General features: G+C 44.3%; 15 protein-coding genes and 1 tRNA gene. 6 read left to right on the forward strand and 10 right to left on the reverse strand.

The features are described 5' to 3' along the window. Positions 1–120 precede the first annotated feature (120 nt). The 4 genes from AB9H30_RS07200 to AB9H30_RS07215 form a co-directional block, all read right to left on the reverse strand. Positions 121–588 carry an NfeD family protein gene (locus tag AB9H30_RS07200; protein WP_371193977.1) on the reverse strand — a complete coding sequence of 156 codons (468 nt, stop codon included), beginning with the start codon at positions 586–588 and terminating at the stop codon, positions 121–123. Continuing rightward, complete coding sequence (locus AB9H30_RS07205) at positions 588–1535, reverse strand: SPFH domain-containing protein (RefSeq protein ID WP_371193978.1); 948 nt, start codon at positions 1533–1535, stop codon at positions 588–590. The genes AB9H30_RS07200 and AB9H30_RS07205 overlap by 1 nt, the downstream gene beginning before the upstream one ends. A gap of 170 nt (positions 1536–1705) precedes the next feature. Then, positions 1706–4015: a DUF5916 domain-containing protein gene (locus AB9H30_RS07210; RefSeq protein ID WP_371193979.1), complete on the reverse strand. Its 2310-nt coding sequence runs from the start codon at positions 4013–4015 to the stop codon at positions 1706–1708. 174 nt (positions 4016–4189) lie between these two features. Further along, positions 4190–4789: a CIA30 family protein gene (locus AB9H30_RS07215; RefSeq protein ID WP_371193980.1), complete on the reverse strand. Its 600-nt coding sequence runs from the start codon at positions 4787–4789 to the stop codon at positions 4190–4192. Positions 4790–4985: 196 nt separating this feature from the next. Here AB9H30_RS07215 and AB9H30_RS07220 point away from each other — a divergent pair, with 196 nt between their 5' ends. Both AB9H30_RS07220 and AB9H30_RS07225 read left to right on the forward strand, forming a co-directional pair. After that, entirely contained in the window at positions 4986–5696 is a 711-nt protein-coding gene (locus tag AB9H30_RS07220; protein WP_371193981.1) for an ABC transporter ATP-binding protein, read from the forward strand. Then, positions 5693–6937, forward strand: coding sequence for an ABC transporter permease (locus AB9H30_RS07225; protein ID WP_371193982.1), 1245 nt, complete (start codon positions 5693–5695; stop codon positions 6935–6937). Before AB9H30_RS07220 ends, AB9H30_RS07225 begins: the two co-directional genes overlap by 4 nt. 35 nt (positions 6938–6972) lie before the next feature. Here the strand turns inward: AB9H30_RS07225 and AB9H30_RS07230 are convergent, their stop codons facing one another. The 4 genes from AB9H30_RS07230 to mutY all read right to left on the reverse strand — a co-directional run bounded on the left by AB9H30_RS07230 (position 6973) and on the right by mutY (position 9832). Further along, positions 6973–8115, reverse strand: coding sequence for an energy transducer TonB (locus AB9H30_RS07230; protein WP_371193983.1), 1143 nt, complete (start codon positions 8113–8115; stop codon positions 6973–6975). Between the two features lie 158 nt (positions 8116–8273). Then, positions 8274–8349: transfer RNA gene (locus AB9H30_RS07235), tRNA-Phe, on the reverse strand. 125 nt (positions 8350–8474) lie between these two features. After that, a complete protein-coding gene (locus tag AB9H30_RS07240; protein WP_371193984.1) occupies positions 8475–8747 on the reverse strand; it encodes an oxidative damage protection protein in 273 nt (90 codons plus the stop codon). Between the two features lie 35 nt (positions 8748–8782). Next, positions 8783–9832, reverse strand: coding sequence for an A/G-specific adenine glycosylase (gene mutY, locus AB9H30_RS07245; protein WP_371193985.1), 1050 nt, complete (start codon positions 9830–9832; stop codon positions 8783–8785). A gap of 308 nt (positions 9833–10140) precedes the next feature. Here mutY and trmB point away from each other — a divergent pair, with 308 nt between their 5' ends. The 4 genes from trmB to arcA all read left to right on the forward strand — a co-directional run bounded on the left by trmB (position 10141) and on the right by arcA (position 14371). After that, entirely contained in the window at positions 10141–10860 is a 720-nt protein-coding gene (gene trmB, locus AB9H30_RS07250; RefSeq protein WP_371193986.1) for a tRNA (guanosine(46)-N7)-methyltransferase TrmB, read from the forward strand. After that, positions 10860–11897, forward strand: a complete 1038-nt coding sequence (locus AB9H30_RS07255) for a methyltransferase (RefSeq protein ID WP_371193987.1) — start codon at positions 10860–10862, stop codon at positions 11895–11897. Before trmB ends, AB9H30_RS07255 begins: the two co-directional genes overlap by 1 nt. A 5-nt stretch (positions 11898–11902) precedes the next feature. Continuing rightward, positions 11903–13333 carry a glycogen synthase gene (locus tag AB9H30_RS07260; RefSeq protein WP_371193988.1) on the forward strand — a complete coding sequence of 477 codons (1431 nt, stop codon included), beginning with the start codon at positions 11903–11905 and terminating at the stop codon, positions 13331–13333. 333 nt (positions 13334–13666) lie between these two features. After that, positions 13667–14371, forward strand: coding sequence for a two-component system response regulator ArcA (gene arcA, locus AB9H30_RS07265; protein ID WP_371193989.1), 705 nt, complete (start codon positions 13667–13669; stop codon positions 14369–14371). Positions 14372–14459: 88 nt separating this feature from the next. Here arcA and AB9H30_RS07270 read toward each other — a convergent pair whose 3' ends face one another. Together AB9H30_RS07270 and pmbA are read right to left on the reverse strand one after the other, a co-directional pair. Beyond that, positions 14460–14711 carry a YdcH family protein gene (locus AB9H30_RS07270; RefSeq protein ID WP_371193990.1) on the reverse strand — a complete coding sequence of 84 codons (252 nt, stop codon included), beginning with the start codon at positions 14709–14711 and terminating at the stop codon, positions 14460–14462. Between the two features lie 317 nt (positions 14712–15028). Further along, positions 15029–16360 carry a metalloprotease PmbA gene (gene pmbA, locus AB9H30_RS07275; RefSeq protein ID WP_371193991.1) on the reverse strand — a complete coding sequence of 444 codons (1332 nt, stop codon included), beginning with the start codon at positions 16358–16360 and terminating at the stop codon, positions 15029–15031. Positions 16361–16454: the final 94 nt, after the last annotated feature.

Genomic DNA, 16454 nt, shown 5'->3' on the forward strand with positions numbered 1-16454 from the left:
CGCGGATATTACAGATAAAAAGGCATTATGGCAAGGAATATGGCAAAAAAATTAGGTATTTCGTGGGCGATTAAAAGGGCAGCCTCGCTGCCCTAAACGTTTATTCCAAGCGATGCTTATTTACGCCACCTGAATGATGTGCAGTATACCAACATCAGTTTGCTTAACTGCTACTCTATCTCCGGCCTTAATCGGCACTTCAGACATCAAGCGCCAGCTAATCCCAGAGTAGTTATAAGTAGGTAACTCATGCAGCGGCAACAGCGGGTCAATGTCTTTAGGACAAACAAAGCTATGGCCTACAATATCATTGTCGGCACGCTTATTATCGACCTTCGATTGCAAGCTTTTCAGTTTTCGCCAGAGTAATAAAGCAAAAAATGCTGTAAACACTGAAATGCTCATTAACGATGCAAGCCACGTTTCAGGCACAATCCCAAAATACATTAAGCCAGCGGTAACCACAGTAGCTAGGCCGATAAAAAACAAAAAGAAGGTGCTAAAACCCAGTACAACTACTTCTATCGCTAAGATAACGATGCCGATCACCAGCAAGGTTTCGGCATAGTGTTCGTTAAACCAGGTCATTATTTTGCTCCTTTACCTGCCTGCATCGACTGGATAATGGTCATCGCTTGAGCCACAACAGAGCCGGCCTCGGTGCTCGAGTCAGGCAATAATACCACGGACGATTCTTTGGCTATGGCATGCCTAGCTTCAATCGCTTTAGTGGCCAAATCTAACTCTATGGCTTTTTGACCCTCGGCAGTATTGGCCGCTTCGCCGACCTTACGTAGGGCTTGAGCCTGTGCTTCTGCAACTGCAATAATTGCCGATGCTTCACCTTGGGCGCGAAGTATTTGCTCGTCTTTTTCAGCTTCTGCAGCTAATACGACCGAGGCTTTTTGACCCTCAGCTCGGTTTATAGCGGCTTGACGGTCACCTTCTGATTCGAGTATTTGCGCACGCTTTACACGCTCTGCTTTCATTTGCGCTTCCATCGCTTCCATTACAGAGCTGGGGGGCACAATGTCTTTGATCTCATAACGAAGAACCTGAATACCCCAAGGACCTGCCGCGGTATTAATAGCACTCACGATATTGGTATTGAGTATATCGCGTTCCTCAAAGGTTTTGTCCAGCTCCATCTTACCGAGCTCAGAGCGCATAGTCGTTTGCGCAAGCTGGGTTACAGCAAACACATAATCTTCAACGCCATAGCTGGCTTTATGCGGGTCGAGTACCCTAAAATACAACACACCGTCTACTAATAAAGAAATGTTATCGCGCGTGATAGCGCTTTGCTCTGGCACGTCTACCGCTTGTTCTTTTAATGAGCGATCGGCAGCAACGCGATCAACGAAAGGCAGAATGAAATTCAGTCCAGCTTCTCTGGTTGATTGAAACTTACCAAACCTTTCAATCACATAGGCGCGGTTTTGAGGTACAAATTTAATGGATGTTTTTAGGAAGATGACCACAAGGATAATCAGGGCAACTTCCGCTCTAAAGAGTATGTCTAATATTGGTTCCATGTATTTTCCTGTTATTCAGTGCGTTACACTTTAACGCGAAGCGCCAAGCAAAGGCCTTATTTAAGATTCCCAACTGCAGTTTAGCATAGTACTGGGAAGGTTTAGTTCACGCCAGATTTTTGTTAGCAGAACATGTAAGAACATACTAGGTAGGCCACACTAGCATTAAATTAAGGCAGCCATGCATAGCTAAATTTCATAAATAGCGACTGATTATCTACCACCAGTTTGTCTAAATCATCGTTCTCAAGTGCTGATTGGGAATAACCAACAAAGAATTTAGTGAGGGGATTAACTTTATAGGAATAAAGGAGTTGAAAGCCCAAATTACGACTGCGTTCGTCAACCTCTACCGTGTAGTTTTCGACATTGCGTTTGATATCTGAAAAGGCAACTATCAGTCTTAAAAATTGCCGAGGATCAAACTGGTAGGTTACGCGAGAATCAATTAAATTGGCGACAAACAAGCTTTGCTCGGCAGAGTCTAACTCGCTATAAGTGTAATCGAAACTGATACTGGTTTTTGTGCCAAGATTAACATCAAATTTTTGTTCAAAATAAACCTGATCGCCTAATCGATTATTAGTTAAATCGACTCGGTCGCCTACTCTTATAAAACTTGAAAATTCATATGTAGAATTTGGCTGCATCTCGAAAAACAGTTTAACGGAGGATTCTTGAAATTGCGTCGCATTGCCGTCAATTTGAAGGTTAGATGTGTCTTGCCGAAGACCTACACGTGTTTTGGTTTCATACCCAATTTCAAAAACAGACTGCAGGTCAGCTCTTACATTCAACTCTGCTTCGATTTCTTTTTCAATCAACTCTCCGTTGTCATTGTGACTAATATCCCACTCGCCATTAACCTGAATACGATTCCACCAGCTTTGCTCGTTATACCATCGATATCCGCCGCCGAAGGCATAAAACTGACGATCAACGTTGTTATTAAAGCCTAGATCAGCACGATAATCAGCCTCATCTACAACGCGACGTGCGCGAAGGAAATAATCTTCGTTCGTTCGCGCATACAGCACTCGATACGATATTCCGTTGAGTGTGTCGTCAGTTCGCGTACGCAAAGCTGACTCAGTCAAATCTGAGTCTTGCTCACAATCGTTATCACAAAATTCTTTGAATAACTCTTCAGGATAGTCGGTTGCGGAATGGACTAACTGCACTCTCAGGGTGTCTTGGTCGGTCATCCGATAGCGCGAATCAATACCGCTGACAATATTTCGGTAAGAATCGGAGTCACGCACGGTACTAACCAAGCCTATCGAAAAGTCATCAGAATAATCAAAACGATAGCGGCCAGCAAAATTCACTGATTTTTCTTCCAAGGTAGCAACCGAGGAGCCTCGATTACCCGGAACGATAAAACTAGTAGAAATATCGTTGGCCACAAAGGCACCAAGCGAATGCTTTTGCACGCGGCCAGTGAGCTTAGCACCGTAGTCTGGAGAGTTGATATTACGGGTATAAACCAAATTTTGAATTGACGAGAAATAATCTGCGTTTTCAACAAAGAAGGGCCGCTGCTCAGCAAAAAATAGATTAAACGTATTATTAATATTAAGCTGAGCTTCGTCAGCCTCTACTTGCGAAAAGTCCGGATTTAAGGTGCCCGAAAAAGTCAGTTCAGGGCTTACGCCCCAATTTATATCTAAGCCCACTTCTTGGGTTTTGTCTTTTTCCCAGGCGAGACTTTCAACCGGCTCTCTGGTTTTAAGCGCACCCGCCACAATCGTCGGAACAATCGCTAGATTCTGGCCTTGTTTTGCATCTTCAAATCCAGTGATATCACCCATCTGACATAATCTGCAGGCGTTATCACGATCAAATGTTACATGTGATATTCGGTAGTTATCGATACGCGGATAAAAGCGAACAAATTCGACTCCCCAGGTTTTTATTGAGTCTACTTCTAAAAAATTCATTAGCCGCAGCGGAATGCGCATTTCAACCACAAATCCTGAGTCAGTGATACGACCTGCTGACTCCCAAATGCCGTTCCAACTTTTACTTTCATTGCCCGTCATTTGATTTTCAATAGCGTCGGTTTGCACGCCTAGCGGATTTACAAAAAATTGGTAGGCAAGACGACCGTCATTGTAAGTATCTAATTTAATGCCGACTAAATCTTCACCCGAGGTGCGATCGCGGTCTCGTAAAAAAGCTCGAATGTCGTCAGGGTTGTCGTCGTCGGCGATAAATGCGACCAATAGCTCAGTGCCGTTTTCAAAAATTTTTACTGTTGTTTTAACCGGCGGTTTAGCGTTTTCAAAGGGTCGGGTAACATAGTTTAAGGTTACCTCAGAGGCAGACTGCCACGCCTCATCGTCGAGGTTTCCATCTATCACAACCACTTGATTTACATTAGGAATGTTTAGATTTTCATACGCAACGATAGGAGCGCTGTATAAGCTCCCCGTAATGATAAACAGCATCAGTACAAAGTTTATGATTCGAACCGGCATTACTTATTCATGAAACAAAACGTGGCGCGAATAGTAACCGAAAAATAGCGTAAAGTCTTATTGGAAATTTACAGTGCAGCCGAAGGGTATCTATAGGTTATCGAACCATTGCCTATCGCATTTGCCTTGCTTCACCGGTAAATACAGCTGCATCGTCAACAGTGAGGGGGAATACTAATCACGCTCAAATTGTGAAATATGTTCTACTTTTAGCGTAAATTCACCCGGATTTTTATCGGCTAACATAATGCCAACTTGCTCAATGTCAGAAAATTGAAGAGCAGGCGCGCCGCTTATAATTCGGCCACGAAACTGCGGAACAAAATCGGCAGTTTTAAATTCAAATAGTGTTGATAGTTCGGCTTGTGTTTGAAAACTCACGACATAAGCAACGCCATCGGCTCGACGGTTGGTTCGCAGTCTCAGTTGATACTGACGACCGTCACCCTCTACCTGAATTTGCAATACACCGCCGTTCACCCAGTTTTTGCCGTCATAAACACGTCGAATCGATGCAAAGCCGCCGTTATTGGCAAGCGACAGTACACCCGAAAATTCTAGTTTACCTTCTGTAATATTGAGACGAGTACGCGAACGCCCGCCCATTACGGTATCGTTTACAATAATCCAGTTATCGAGCTCTTGGTTTTGTGTAAAGCTAATCACAACAGGTGGAGCGCTATTATCTTGAGCCATACTTATGTTTCCTGCACTGCATAGGCAAAAGACGATAATACTGGCGAACTTCATCGCGACTTTTAATATCAATTGCATTGCTGACCTTAATTGCTCACATAGTGTTTATAGACGCTTGTGCTAAATAGAGTTCAACTTTGCCTAAACTCTTTACCAAATAGCCACTACATTATCTAAGATTAGTGGACGGAACATATCAATAATCCATCCTTGTAATTGATCAAAAGCATGTTACATAGGGTATGATTGGGATACCTAACGTACAAAGAACCTTATGAGCTTTTCACCTGCTATTGAATTTAATGACGTGCTGTTTGCATATAAGCCAGCTGCGCAAGCTGTTATCGATATTCAAAACTGGCAAGTACCACAAGGGCAATCGGTTTTTGTATCAGGCTCATCTGGTAGCGGTAAAAGCACCTTACTAAATTTAATTTGCGGAGCATTGGTTCCGAGCTCTGGAAGCATTAATTTGCTTGGGCATAGCTTCAGTGATTTACCCTCAGGCAAGCGCGATACATTTAGAGCCAAACACATCGGCGTAGTGTTTCAGCAATTTAACCTCATTCCTTATCTTTCAGTGAACCAAAATGTCAAAGCTGCGGCCTATTTTGGGAATGGCGTGGGCAAGGATTTTGAGCCGCGTGTTCAAGAGTATTTAAACCAACTGCAGCTACCAAGCAAGATACTGCACACCCAAGCATCACAGTTAAGTGTGGGTCAACAGCAGCGAGTCGCAATCGTGCGAGCCTTAATAAACTCTCCTGAAATATTAGTGGTCGATGAACCCACTTCGGCTTTGGACGCTGACGCCCGAGATGCGTTTATGCAATTACTACTGAAGAGCGTTGAGCGCTGCAAAAGTACACTGCTGTTTGTCAGCCATGACAAATCGTTAGCAAGCCACTTTGCGCATCACCTTGATATGAGCGAGCTTTGCCCAACGGGCGCAGAAAATAAATCCAGTCAGGAGTTATCGCAATGATTTTATCGTTGGCGATAAATAGCTTAAAAAGCAGGCGCGCATCGGTAATGCTCACCTTGCTATCTATCATTGTAAGCGTGAGCTTATTGGTTAGTGTCGAGCACATTCGCAGCCAAGCTAAAGAAAGCTTCAGCCGCACTATTTCTGATGTGGATATCATTGTGGGGGCGCGCACTGGGCAAACCAATCTGCTGCTATATTCGATATTTCGTATCGGCAGCCCAAGCAACAACTTGTCATGGGAGAGTTATCAAGCTTTAAAGAATGCCAATAATGTAAGCTGGACAATCCCACTTTCCTTGGGAGATTCTCATCGTGGTTACCGCGTGGTGGGCACTACTGACGACTACTTTAACCATTATAAATTCGGTAACAAACAGCCGCTTAGTTTCGCACAAGGCCAAGCATTTGCCTCGCCCCTGCAAGCAGTAATTGGCGCTGAAGTAGCGCGCAAGCTCAACTATGATGTGGGCGACAGCCTAGTGATTTCTCATGGTATTGGGCACACTAGTTTCCATCATCACGACAACTCCCCGTTTACCGTGGTAGGCGTGCTCGACAGTACAGGTACGCCAGTAGACCAAACCGTTCATGTGAGTTTGGCCGGTATAGAGGCCATGCATATGAGCGAGGCCGATCAAGAGGCGCTGCTGACACGCTTGTCCAATGGCGAAACCCCCGAGTTTGATGTTAAAAGTGTGAGCGCAGTGTTGGTGGGCTTAGAATCAAAAATTCAAGCACTGACCGTACTGCGCAATATTAATCAATATCAAGGTGAGCCGCTCAGTGCGATCCTTCCGGGAATGGCGCTTGCCGAGGTGTGGAAGATAGTCGGCAATGTAGAAAACCTTCTGCGGGTAATTTCAATATTAATTTTGCTTTCTTCGCTGTTGGGCATGGCCACCATGTTGCTTACGTCTATTCGCGAGCGGCACAGAGAGCTTGCCGTGCTGCGGGCGATTGGCGCAGGGCCGCTTGTTATATTCATACTGATTCAAGCAGAAGCACTATTGATCACGGTGCTGGCGTGTGCAATCTCGATGTTACTTGTATGGTTAAGTTTAAACCTAGGAAGTCAGTGGCTAAGCCAGACTTACGGCCTGTTTGTTGAGGCCAATGTGTTTACATTACAATCTTTGAGTCTTGTCGGTATCGTGTGTTTAGCGACGATGGTGATTGCCTGCATTCCTGCTGTCAGCGCCTTTAAAAAAGCGCTACAGCAAGGATTGCAGGTTAAGTAACTAGCGTTATCTTCATGTTCATTGACTTACATTTACTAAGCTTGATTTAGCTCGACTAACGAAAAGCGAGTACCTGAATCACCCTGCACCAATACTTGGCACTGTCCCCAAGATTCAGGGATAGACCATACAAAGTCTTCGGCCACCGTAAACTTTTCTCGGTGAGTTTCGCAGCGTACTTCAACCGTATCGAGCTGACCTTTTATTTCAAAAAAGGTAAATTGATTGCGGGCCAGAGTATGAAAAAAATTGCTACCTTTATTAATTTGCCCGTCTACAAATAGGTTGGCGTCTGATGCAATAAAGTCTTTAACCTTCTCAACTGTTAATTGAATCGGCACCATCAGCTTCTCGCCATTACTCAAATTTTCAATTTTATCGACAGTTTGTAAGGCTTCTGCATATAAGCCTCGATTAACTTGAACGGCAAACAGACGTTGATACATATACCCTAAGGTGTCTTTATCAAAGGTTTGATTTCTTACGTTGTGGCTCGCGGCGCTGGAGATGGTTCTGTTGATACTCCTTTGTTCACGAGGTAGATCCTCGAGTTTGCGAGCTACCAAAGAGTCTAAGCGCCACAACCAGGCGTTTTCGTATCGGTTTCGGTCATCGTCTGCTTTTAATTTTTCAAGCAGTTGTTCTGTTTGTTCGATATCGCCCTGCTCAAAAAACGCAGTGGCTTTTTTGTAAGTACTGACAAAGCGCCTGCTGGCCCCGCTTACATCGCCCATTGTAAAATCGATACGCACAGCTTGGTGGCATTGCTGAGTTGGTTTGCCATCTTTCATTGCGGGTTTGAATTCCCAGCCCTTGATAGCACTCATTGCTGCTCGTTTAAACGCGCTGTCACCTGCATGATCATAAACCACCGGATCTTGCACTTTGCCCTCTTCGTCAATTACATAGCTTACTTTTACCCAGCCTTCACGCGACCTCATGGCCGCGGTTCGTGGGTAGGTAGGATTTTTTCTTTCAACAATTTCAGCTGGTGTAAATGCCGTGATCCGTCTAATTTCATCTGGGGTGGCCTGCTCCAAAGCGGCTTTTTCGACCTCGTCACAAGGCAGCATACTTTCTTCAGGAATTTGTTGAGCTGTCGTGCCAGCGCTCAAGCCTAAACACGCGATTGTAAAAATAATTGCGGCAGTATTATTGGGGGTAAATATCTTTAGCATGCTGTTGTATCGTCCTTGTGAGCAAGTGCGCTCAAATAGATTGAGGCTATCGAGGGCTCACATTAGCGAATAGTGGTGATGATCGTCAAGTACCGTCGAAGTTGTTTGTTTTACACAAACAAAAAACCCCGCTCGTTGAGCAGGGCTTTTATGAATAATGGTGCCTCGACCCGGGATCGAACCAGGGACACGCGGATTTTCAATCCGCTGCTCTACCAACTGAGCTATCGAGGCAACAGCTAAATCGCTGTGGACGCGTATTAAACGGATTTACGCCTCTCAAGTCAATAGCTTTTTGCGAAAACTATGGGATTTTTTGTGGTTTAAGGCACTAAACAATCCATACATAGCATAATTGATTATTTTGTAGGCGGAACATAACCTTCAATGGTCGGCTCTATGCCGTCAAACAAAAATGCGACCATTTTATCCTCTAAAAACTTACGATCTGTGGCGTTCATCATGTTCAGTTTGTTTTCATTTATGAGCATGGTTTGCTTTTTTTGCCACATCGCAAACGCCTCTTTGGAGATGTTATCAAAGATGCGTTTTCCAATTTCACCTGGGTAGAGTTGAAAATCTAGTCCATCAGCTTCTTTGTTTAAGTGTTCACAGTTTACGGTTCTGGGCATAGTCTCTGTCTTTGTCCTGTATCGATATTAAATGGCTATAAATAGTCAGTTTGTATTTGCTTCAAAATTTTCACAGTCGGTGCGGCAAGTCCCACCTCTGAGCGCTGTGCAATGTTGTACCACATCACGGTATCTTCTTGTACCGATTGCGTCGGCGGGTGAGACAATGGTAACAATATAGGCGATATCTCTAAATGAAAATGACTAAAGGTATGCCTAAACGCCTCCATGCTCTGCCTCGGTATGTCTGCACAAGCTATATTCAAGAGCATCGTCTCTAAGGTTTCTTCATCTGCTTCAACAAAACCCCATAAGCCACCCCATATGCCTGTAGCTGGGCGCTTTTTAAGTAGAACGCTGCCTTGATACATCGGAATAAGCATATAAGTTTGCTTAGTTGGTATCGCCTGTTTTGGCTTTTTGTGCGGCAGTTCTACTTGCCTACCCTGTACAAAAGCTAAGCAATGCGAACTCACTGGGCAGGCTTCGCACTTGGGTTTACTGCGAGTGCACAAGGTCGCGCCTAAATCCATCATCACCTGGGTGTAGTCGCCGTGGCGATCTGTTGGCGCTAAAGATTGGGCCATAGCCCACATCTTATCTTCAATTTTTTTATTACCCGGCCAACCGTCAACGGCAAAATACCTTGCCAATACGCGTTTTACGTTACCATCGAGTATCACATAAGGCTGATTGTCGGCCAGCGAGAGTATTGCGGCAGCAGTCGAGCGACCGATGCCCGGCAGTTCGAGTACTTGCTCGAAGGTATTTGGTATATCGCCTCCGTGCTGCTGTTTAACCATCACTGCAGCTTTATGCAAATTACGAGCACGTGCATAGTAGCCTAGTCCAGTCCACATATGCAGCACTTCGTCTACCGGAGCATCAGCAAGTGCGACTACGTTAGGAAACCGTGCCATAAAAGCTTCAAAGTAGGGGATCACCGTTTTCACTTGCGTTTGCTGCAGCATGATTTCGGATATCCACACAGAATAACGCGTCTTGTTTTGCTGCCAAGGCAAATTTTTGCGGCCGTGCTTATCAAACCAAGCCAATACCTGTTGCGAAAACAAAAATTCTGTCATGATTACTGTATGCCTTTATCACTGCTAAGTAATTATTTAACGGATACGATGTTGATCAGATGCGTGCGACACCAGCTAGGATATTTTAAATTTTAAAAACACAGGTCAAGCACAATGCTTTATACTACCCCAACATATACGAAAACCCGCTAGAATTAACCCAAATCAAATCAATATTTTTTGCAACTAACTGATTTTGCTTAAGTATTGAACGATGAGTATTTTTTGCATGCGGGTTTTGACTGAAACTTGGTTACACTCAACATGTTTCGGTAATTCCATCACTAAAAAGAAAGACCACCAAGATTATGAGTCGTTTTAATTCAGAGCAAGAAGCCCGCGAAGCGGGTGTGTATATTTCAAAAGTCAAAAGTTTTGTGAAACGCGAAGGCCGCTTAACTAAGGCTCAAGGTAAAGCACTGGAAGAGCAGTGGCCGAATATGGGCCTCAACGTCGAACAAGGCATGCTGAACCTAGACGAAGTGTTTGGCCGAAGTGCACCGCGAGTGCTTGAAATTGGTTTTGGCATGGGCAAGTCTTTAGTCGAAATGGCGCAACATGCTCCTCATACCGACTTTATTGGTATTGAAGTACACCGTCCGGGTGTAGGCGCCTGTCTAGCCGATGCCGCAGAAGCGGCATTGACTAATTTGCGAGTATTTGAACACGATGCCGTTGAAGTGTTAGCCTCGTGTATTAGCGATGAGTCGCTCAGCCGACTGCAGCTGTTTTTTCCTGATCCTTGGCATAAAACCCGCCACCATAAACGCCGCATCGTGCAGACCGATTTTGTGCAAAAAATTCGCAGTAAACTATGCATTGGGGGTGAATTTCATATGGCAACCGATTGGGAGCCCTATGCCGAATATATGATTGAAGTCATGCAGCAAGCGACGGGGTTTGAAAATACCGCCACCGATGGTGTGTATGTCCCACGCCCTGAATATCGCCCAATTACCAAATTTGAAGTCCGCGGCCAAAAGCTCGGTCATGGTGTGTGGGACATTATCTATAAGCGAGTAAGTTAATGTTATCTTTACCTAGTCAGCTTTTGCTGCGCAATCGCGAACTGTTCGATACTGGACGCTGGGCGATAGTTAATCCTAGCGATACTGCCATTTTTGCAGAACTGGGCAGTAACATTATGGGCCTGCATCAACAGTTTGATAGTTATAAAGCGATGCATGCTATCGCGCCTGAAATGCATCTATTTTCTGCAGCTTTTAGCCGGGAGCAGATAGGTGAAGCCTTTGACGGCGTGGTCATTTATATGCCAAAGGCAAAACAGCACCTAGACATGCTGCTAGCCAATATGGCTCACCTGATAAAACCCAATAGTTTACTGATGGTGGTGGGCGAGAACAAAGGCGGCATTAAAAGCGTCGCCAAGCAGCTCGAAAAATTTGGGCATTTAATCAATAAGCTCGACAGCGCGAAACACTGCGGCTTAATCACCTGCACAGTTGAGACAGTGCCGCCGTCGTTTGACATCGGCGCATATGGGGTAGTCCGTAGCTACGACGTGAACGCGCTAGCGCTCAAAATCTATTCACTCCCAGGCGTGTTTGGGCATAAGCAGTTTGACCCCGGTACCCAGCTCCTATTGCAGCAATTTGCGCAGCCAGAAGAGCTGCGAAAGATGCGCGGCAAGCTCTACGACTTTGCCTGCGGTACCGGCGTTATCGGAAGCTATTTTAAAAAAGCTAATCCTAAACTCAAAGTCACCATGAGCGACATTTCAGCCTTGGCGGTATTTTGCAGCGAACAAACACTTGCGCTCAACGAGCTAGAGGCTGATGTGGTCGCGAGCGATGGCATGCAAGAAATCCATCAACACTTTGAGCACATTGTTAGCAACCCTCCGTTTCATGATGGTTTGAAAAACGAATATGGCATCACCCAAGCCTTTATTAAGCATGCGTATGCAAAAGGAAATAGAGGCAGTCGCTTAACTATGGTAGCCAATCGCTTTTTGCCCTATCCTGAGCATATTGAAAAAACATTTTTTAAATACAGTGTGTTGTGTCAAACCAACAAATTCTGCGTTTACCAAGGGTTAAAATAAATACAATGAATATTCTGTTCCTCATTTCAGAAGTAGAAGACATCATTAAAACTGGCGGCTTAGCCGACGTGGGTAAAGCCTTACCGCTCGCCCTAGCCGAGCGCGGACACAAAATTAAGATTGTACTTCCTTATTATAAACAGGTGGCGGCTGATTTTGCGCTCGCCGATGCAATGCCTAAACAATCCATTCACATTCATCAGCAGCATTATGAGTTTGGCGTTAAGCAGCTATCGTTGCACGACCTTGATGTGTATTTGGTTGACCATCCTTATTTTAGCGAAAACGCCACGCCCTACTCGGAGGACGCGAGCTCTAATGCACAACGATTTGCGTTTTTCTCACTGGCGGCGTTAAAGATTGCAAGCGAACTTAACTTTCAGCCCGACCTTGTGCACACCCACGACTGGCATACCGCAATTGCAAACTATTTTGTAAAAAGCGACTTTATCGCCCGTCATGCAGTCATAGCTGATGACCAATTTTTTGCCAAATCGAAAACGGTGATCACTATTCACAATGCAGCTTTTCAGGGAGTTTGCGCCCTATCCAGAGTGCCTATACTGGATGATTTTTCGCATTCACAGGTCAATACCGATAACGGCTACCTAAATCTACTCAAAACCGGCATTAGCTATGCCGATAAGGTCTGCCCCGTTAGCCCAACGTATGCCCAAGAAATTAAGAGCATGGTTGGCAGCCATGGGATCTTTGATGTTATCAATCAAGCACCGTACAAAGTAACCGGTGTATTGAATGGCTGTGACTACACACAATGGGACCCCAGCAACGACCCACTGATTCCACACAATTTTTCGTTGAGCAACATGACCGGTAAAGAAAAATGCAAAGTCGCGCTGCAGAAAAAATCCAAATTAAAAGCATTAAAAACGGTTCCACTATTTGGCATGGTTTGCCGAGCAACACAGCAAAAAGGCTTTGCCTATCTCATGCCGATGTTGGCCGAGCTCTTTGAGCATAAAGTACAGCTTGTGATCATGGGAACTGGCGATGTGAGCATTACCGCCGAATTAAAAGAACTTGCAAAACAATATCCTGAACAATTTGCCTTCATCGAAGCATTTTCTCCAGAGTGGGCACACTTAATTGAAGCCGGCAGCGATTTCTTTTTAATGCCTTCAGAATTTGAGCCCTGTGGCTTAAACCAAATGTACAGTCTTGCATATGGAACCTTGCCCGTTGTCAGAAGTGTAGGTGGTTTAGCCGATACCGTAATAGACGCTTCAGACGCAGAGGGAAATGGTTTTGTATTTTTAGATCCATCTTCAGAAGCGCTATTGAGCTGTTTACGTCGTGTATTGTTATTGACTAAAGAACAACCTAAGTTATTACAGCAAATGCAAACAAGAGCTATGCAAAAACGGTTTACATGGCAGCAAGCAGCCAAAGAGTATGAACAGGTTTATACCAGCTAAACGCGGTACGACCTAGATTTTAGTCTTATTGGAAGGTAATCTGCAGCTGTTGTTTATTTACAACTTATCGGTAATAAACATCGTGTTAAGACAATCTTCTTGTTTTTTATTAGGTTTTTATACAACAAATTACGTGGATTGACAAAAAAGTTACTTTTAAAATGATGACTTTTTTGAAATACTGTGACAGGAATCTGGTAATAAGTAATGGAACACGCTTATTTTCGCTGTAATCAGCCAGACATGACGCATTACAGCATAAACTTAGGCAATATTGAGATGGGCATCGTAACTGCCGCCTGCTTCAATTGCTAATGAGAACAGTGTAAAACAATGCAAACGCCAAATATATTAATAGTAGAAGATGAAGTGGTAACTCGCACCACCCTTAAAAGTTTATTTGAAGCTGAAGGGTATAATGTTTTTGAAGCTGAAAACGGTGAAGAAATGCATTACCATTTTGAGAATAACAATATTAATTTGTGCATTCTGGATATCAATTTACCCGGGAAAAACGGATTAATTTTGGCGCGTGAAGTGCGCGACCGCAAAAACGTGGGAATTATCTTCCTAACTGGCCGCGACAATGATGTCGACCGTATTTTGGGTCTCGAAATAGGTGCGGATGATTATTTAACCAAGCCATTTAACCCACGCGAACTGACTATTCGTGCGCGTAACTTACTCTCTCGCACAAGTAATTCTGCTGAAGACGACGACTTACCTAGCAAGGTCAAGTTTAACGGATGGACACTTGATGGCGACAGCCGCAGCTTAATATCTGCCGCTGGTAATGAGTTTAGATTGCCGCGCAGTGAGTTCAGAGCCTTGCATTTGTTTTTGAGCAATCCTGGTAAAATTCTTACCCGCGAACAGTTGATTATGGAAATGACTGGCCGTGAATTGCGCCCAAATGATCGCACGGTAGACGTAACTATACGTCGCATTCGCAAGCATTTTGAATCTGAGCCGAATGATGAAGAGTTAATTGTTACCATTCATGGTGAAGGTTATCGTTTTTGTGGTGCCGTTGATTAGCAACTAACATTTTAGATAACAAAAAAGCGCATTGTTTTAAGCAACTGCGCTTTTTTTGTGTCTTTATTTTATTGGCATCATTGCATGGTTACTGCGCGGCTTCTTCTTTTTTTACTAAATCAAACAAGGTGTCTTTTAGATGTACGCGTTTCACCTTTTGTTCTTCTAAATAATTATCCGACGTTGCTTTATCACCCCGTTCAATGCTAAATACTTCATGATCAATTTCATGATATTGATCAAACAACTTAGCAAAATGGGCATCGTGCATTTTTAAATGACGAATGGTGTGATGATGATCTGGAAACTCTTTTAACAAACTGTGTTTTTCTAATGACATAGTGCTTCACCTCAATGGGTAGATAGTGAAAAGGAAACAACCGGAGGCCTGAATAATTAGCTATAAAAAACGGTAACTAAAAACGCCTTGGTTAACTACACTATGCCAACAATTGGTGTTGAGTAATTTGATCTGAATCAGTTAGTTAAGACACTTGTTAGTTTGTCGATCAATTTACCCCGTAAATATACTCGATAAGACAGGTTGCGGCAGCAGTCGCTAGCAATTTACCTTTTAGTGTGCACAAGCTGCCTTCTGCGATGCCTAGCGATTTTGATAAATTGAGCACTCGTCCGCGCGCGACAAGCATTCGATTCTTAGTTACCTGCTATTTGCATTTCGCTAATTAATACTGAGCCCGTTTGCAAGGCGCCTCTTACTTCTCTTTGCTTGCCAATCGCAGCAATGTTCATGAGCATGTCTTTCAAATTACCCGCGATAGTAATTTCATGCACCGGGTATTGGATCACGCCATTTTCAACCCAAAAACCCGCGGCTCCTCTGCTGTAGTCGCCATTGACAATATTGACGCCTTGTCCCATGAGTTCGGTCACTAATAAGCCAGTGCCCATTTCACGGAGTAAATTCTCATCAGAGTGACCAGTATCGGTAACAATGCAGTTGTGAATACCACCGGCATGACCGTTAGTTTGTAAACCTAACTTGCGGGCAGAGTAGCTGCTCAGCAGGTAATGCTGCAATATGCCGTCACTAATAATGTCGGTATCTACCGTGCGAACCCCTTCATTATCAAAAGGACTGCTAGCCAGCCCCCGCAGCAAGTGAGGCCGTTCTTGAATGCTCAGCCAGCTTGGAAAAATTTGCGTATTAACTGAGTCGAGTAAGAACGATGACTTGCGATATAGGCTGCCACCACTTACCGCACCAATAAAATGTCCAAATACACTAGAAGCGATGTCGCGATGAAAAATTACCGGCACTTTAGCCGTGTCGATTTTACGCGCGCCAAGTCGAGAAACCGTTTGTAAACCAGCTTGCTTGCCTACCCACTCGGGAGTCTCTAGCTTGTCAGCTTCTCTCGATACGGTGTAAGCATAATCACGCTGCATGTCTTCATCTTGCTGGGCAATCAGCACGCAGCTTAAGCTGTATCGGCTGCTAGGATAACCGGCGTTGATGCCGTTAGTATTACCATATACTCGCACACCCAAATTTGCGTTGTAGCTGCCGCCATCCGAATTCACAATGCGAGAATCTGTTTCAAGGCCTGCCTTTTCGGCTTCAAGAGCTTGCGCAAGGGCAAACTCCGCGTCAAGCTCCTGCGGGTGATATAAGTCTAAGTCAGGAATATCGGTGGCTATCATTTCAGCATCGGCAACACCGGAGCACTTATCTTCGCTGGTATATTTAGCAATTTCAATGGCCTTCTCTACCGTCAATTTCAAGGCCTGAGGGCTTAAGTCAGCAGTAGATGCATTACCTTTTTTATTGCCAACAAACACGCATACTCCCAAACCGCCATCATTAGTAAACTCGATGGTTTCGACTTCTTGCATGCGCGAAGTAACTGAGATCCCCTGCACTTTTGACATACTTGCTTCAGCCGCAGTTGCGCCTAATTTTTTTGCGAGGGTAAGGGTTTCTTCGACAATGTTTTGAATTTCGCTTAACTGTTGCTCTACCTGCATAGACTCCACTTCACTATTAATGGCGGTTAAAAATAATACTTATGTTAAGACAGCGCTGAACATTATGTTTTCAAATGCAGCCCTGTTACAATTG

Source organism: Glaciecola sp. SC05 (assembly GCF_041380235.1).
In the GTDB taxonomy this organism is placed as follows: domain Bacteria; phylum Pseudomonadota; class Gammaproteobacteria; order Enterobacterales; family Alteromonadaceae; genus Glaciecola.

Bases quoted from the DNA above. Each gene is read 5' to 3' on its own strand.
- pmbA (WP_371193991.1), bottom strand. From the start codon at position 16,360: ATGCAGGTAGAGCAACAGTTAAGCGAAATTCAAAACATTGTCGAAGAA.
- AB9H30_RS07220 (WP_371193981.1), top strand. From the start codon at position 4,986: ATGAGCTTTTCACCTGCTATTGAATTTAATGACGTGCTGTTTGCATAT.
- arcA (WP_371193989.1), top strand. From the start codon at position 13,667: ATGCAAACGCCAAATATATTAATAGTAGAAGATGAAGTGGTAACTCGC.
- AB9H30_RS07215 (WP_371193980.1), bottom strand. From the start codon at position 4,789: ATGCAATTGATATTAAAAGTCGCGATGAAGTTCGCCAGTATTATCGTC.
- AB9H30_RS07255 (WP_371193987.1), top strand. From the start codon at position 10,860: ATGTTATCTTTACCTAGTCAGCTTTTGCTGCGCAATCGCGAACTGTTC.
- AB9H30_RS07270 (WP_371193990.1), bottom strand. From the start codon at position 14,711: ATGTCATTAGAAAAACACAGTTTGTTAAAAGAGTTTCCAGATCATCAT.
- AB9H30_RS07225 (WP_371193982.1), top strand. From the start codon at position 5,693: ATGATTTTATCGTTGGCGATAAATAGCTTAAAAAGCAGGCGCGCATCG.
- AB9H30_RS07230 (WP_371193983.1), bottom strand. From the start codon at position 8,115: ATGCTAAAGATATTTACCCCCAATAATACTGCCGCAATTATTTTTACA.
- AB9H30_RS07260 (WP_371193988.1), top strand. From the start codon at position 11,903: ATGAATATTCTGTTCCTCATTTCAGAAGTAGAAGACATCATTAAAACT.
- trmB (WP_371193986.1), top strand. From the start codon at position 10,141: ATGAGTCGTTTTAATTCAGAGCAAGAAGCCCGCGAAGCGGGTGTGTAT.
- mutY (WP_371193985.1), bottom strand. From the start codon at position 9,832: ATGACAGAATTTTTGTTTTCGCAACAGGTATTGGCTTGGTTTGATAAG.
- AB9H30_RS07200 (WP_371193977.1), bottom strand. From the start codon at position 588: ATGACCTGGTTTAACGAACACTATGCCGAAACCTTGCTGGTGATCGGC.
- AB9H30_RS07240 (WP_371193984.1), bottom strand. From the start codon at position 8,747: ATGCCCAGAACCGTAAACTGTGAACACTTAAACAAAGAAGCTGATGGA.
- AB9H30_RS07210 (WP_371193979.1), bottom strand. From the start codon at position 4,015: ATGCCGGTTCGAATCATAAACTTTGTACTGATGCTGTTTATCATTACG.
- AB9H30_RS07205 (WP_371193978.1), bottom strand. From the start codon at position 1,535: ATGGAACCAATATTAGACATACTCTTTAGAGCGGAAGTTGCCCTGATT.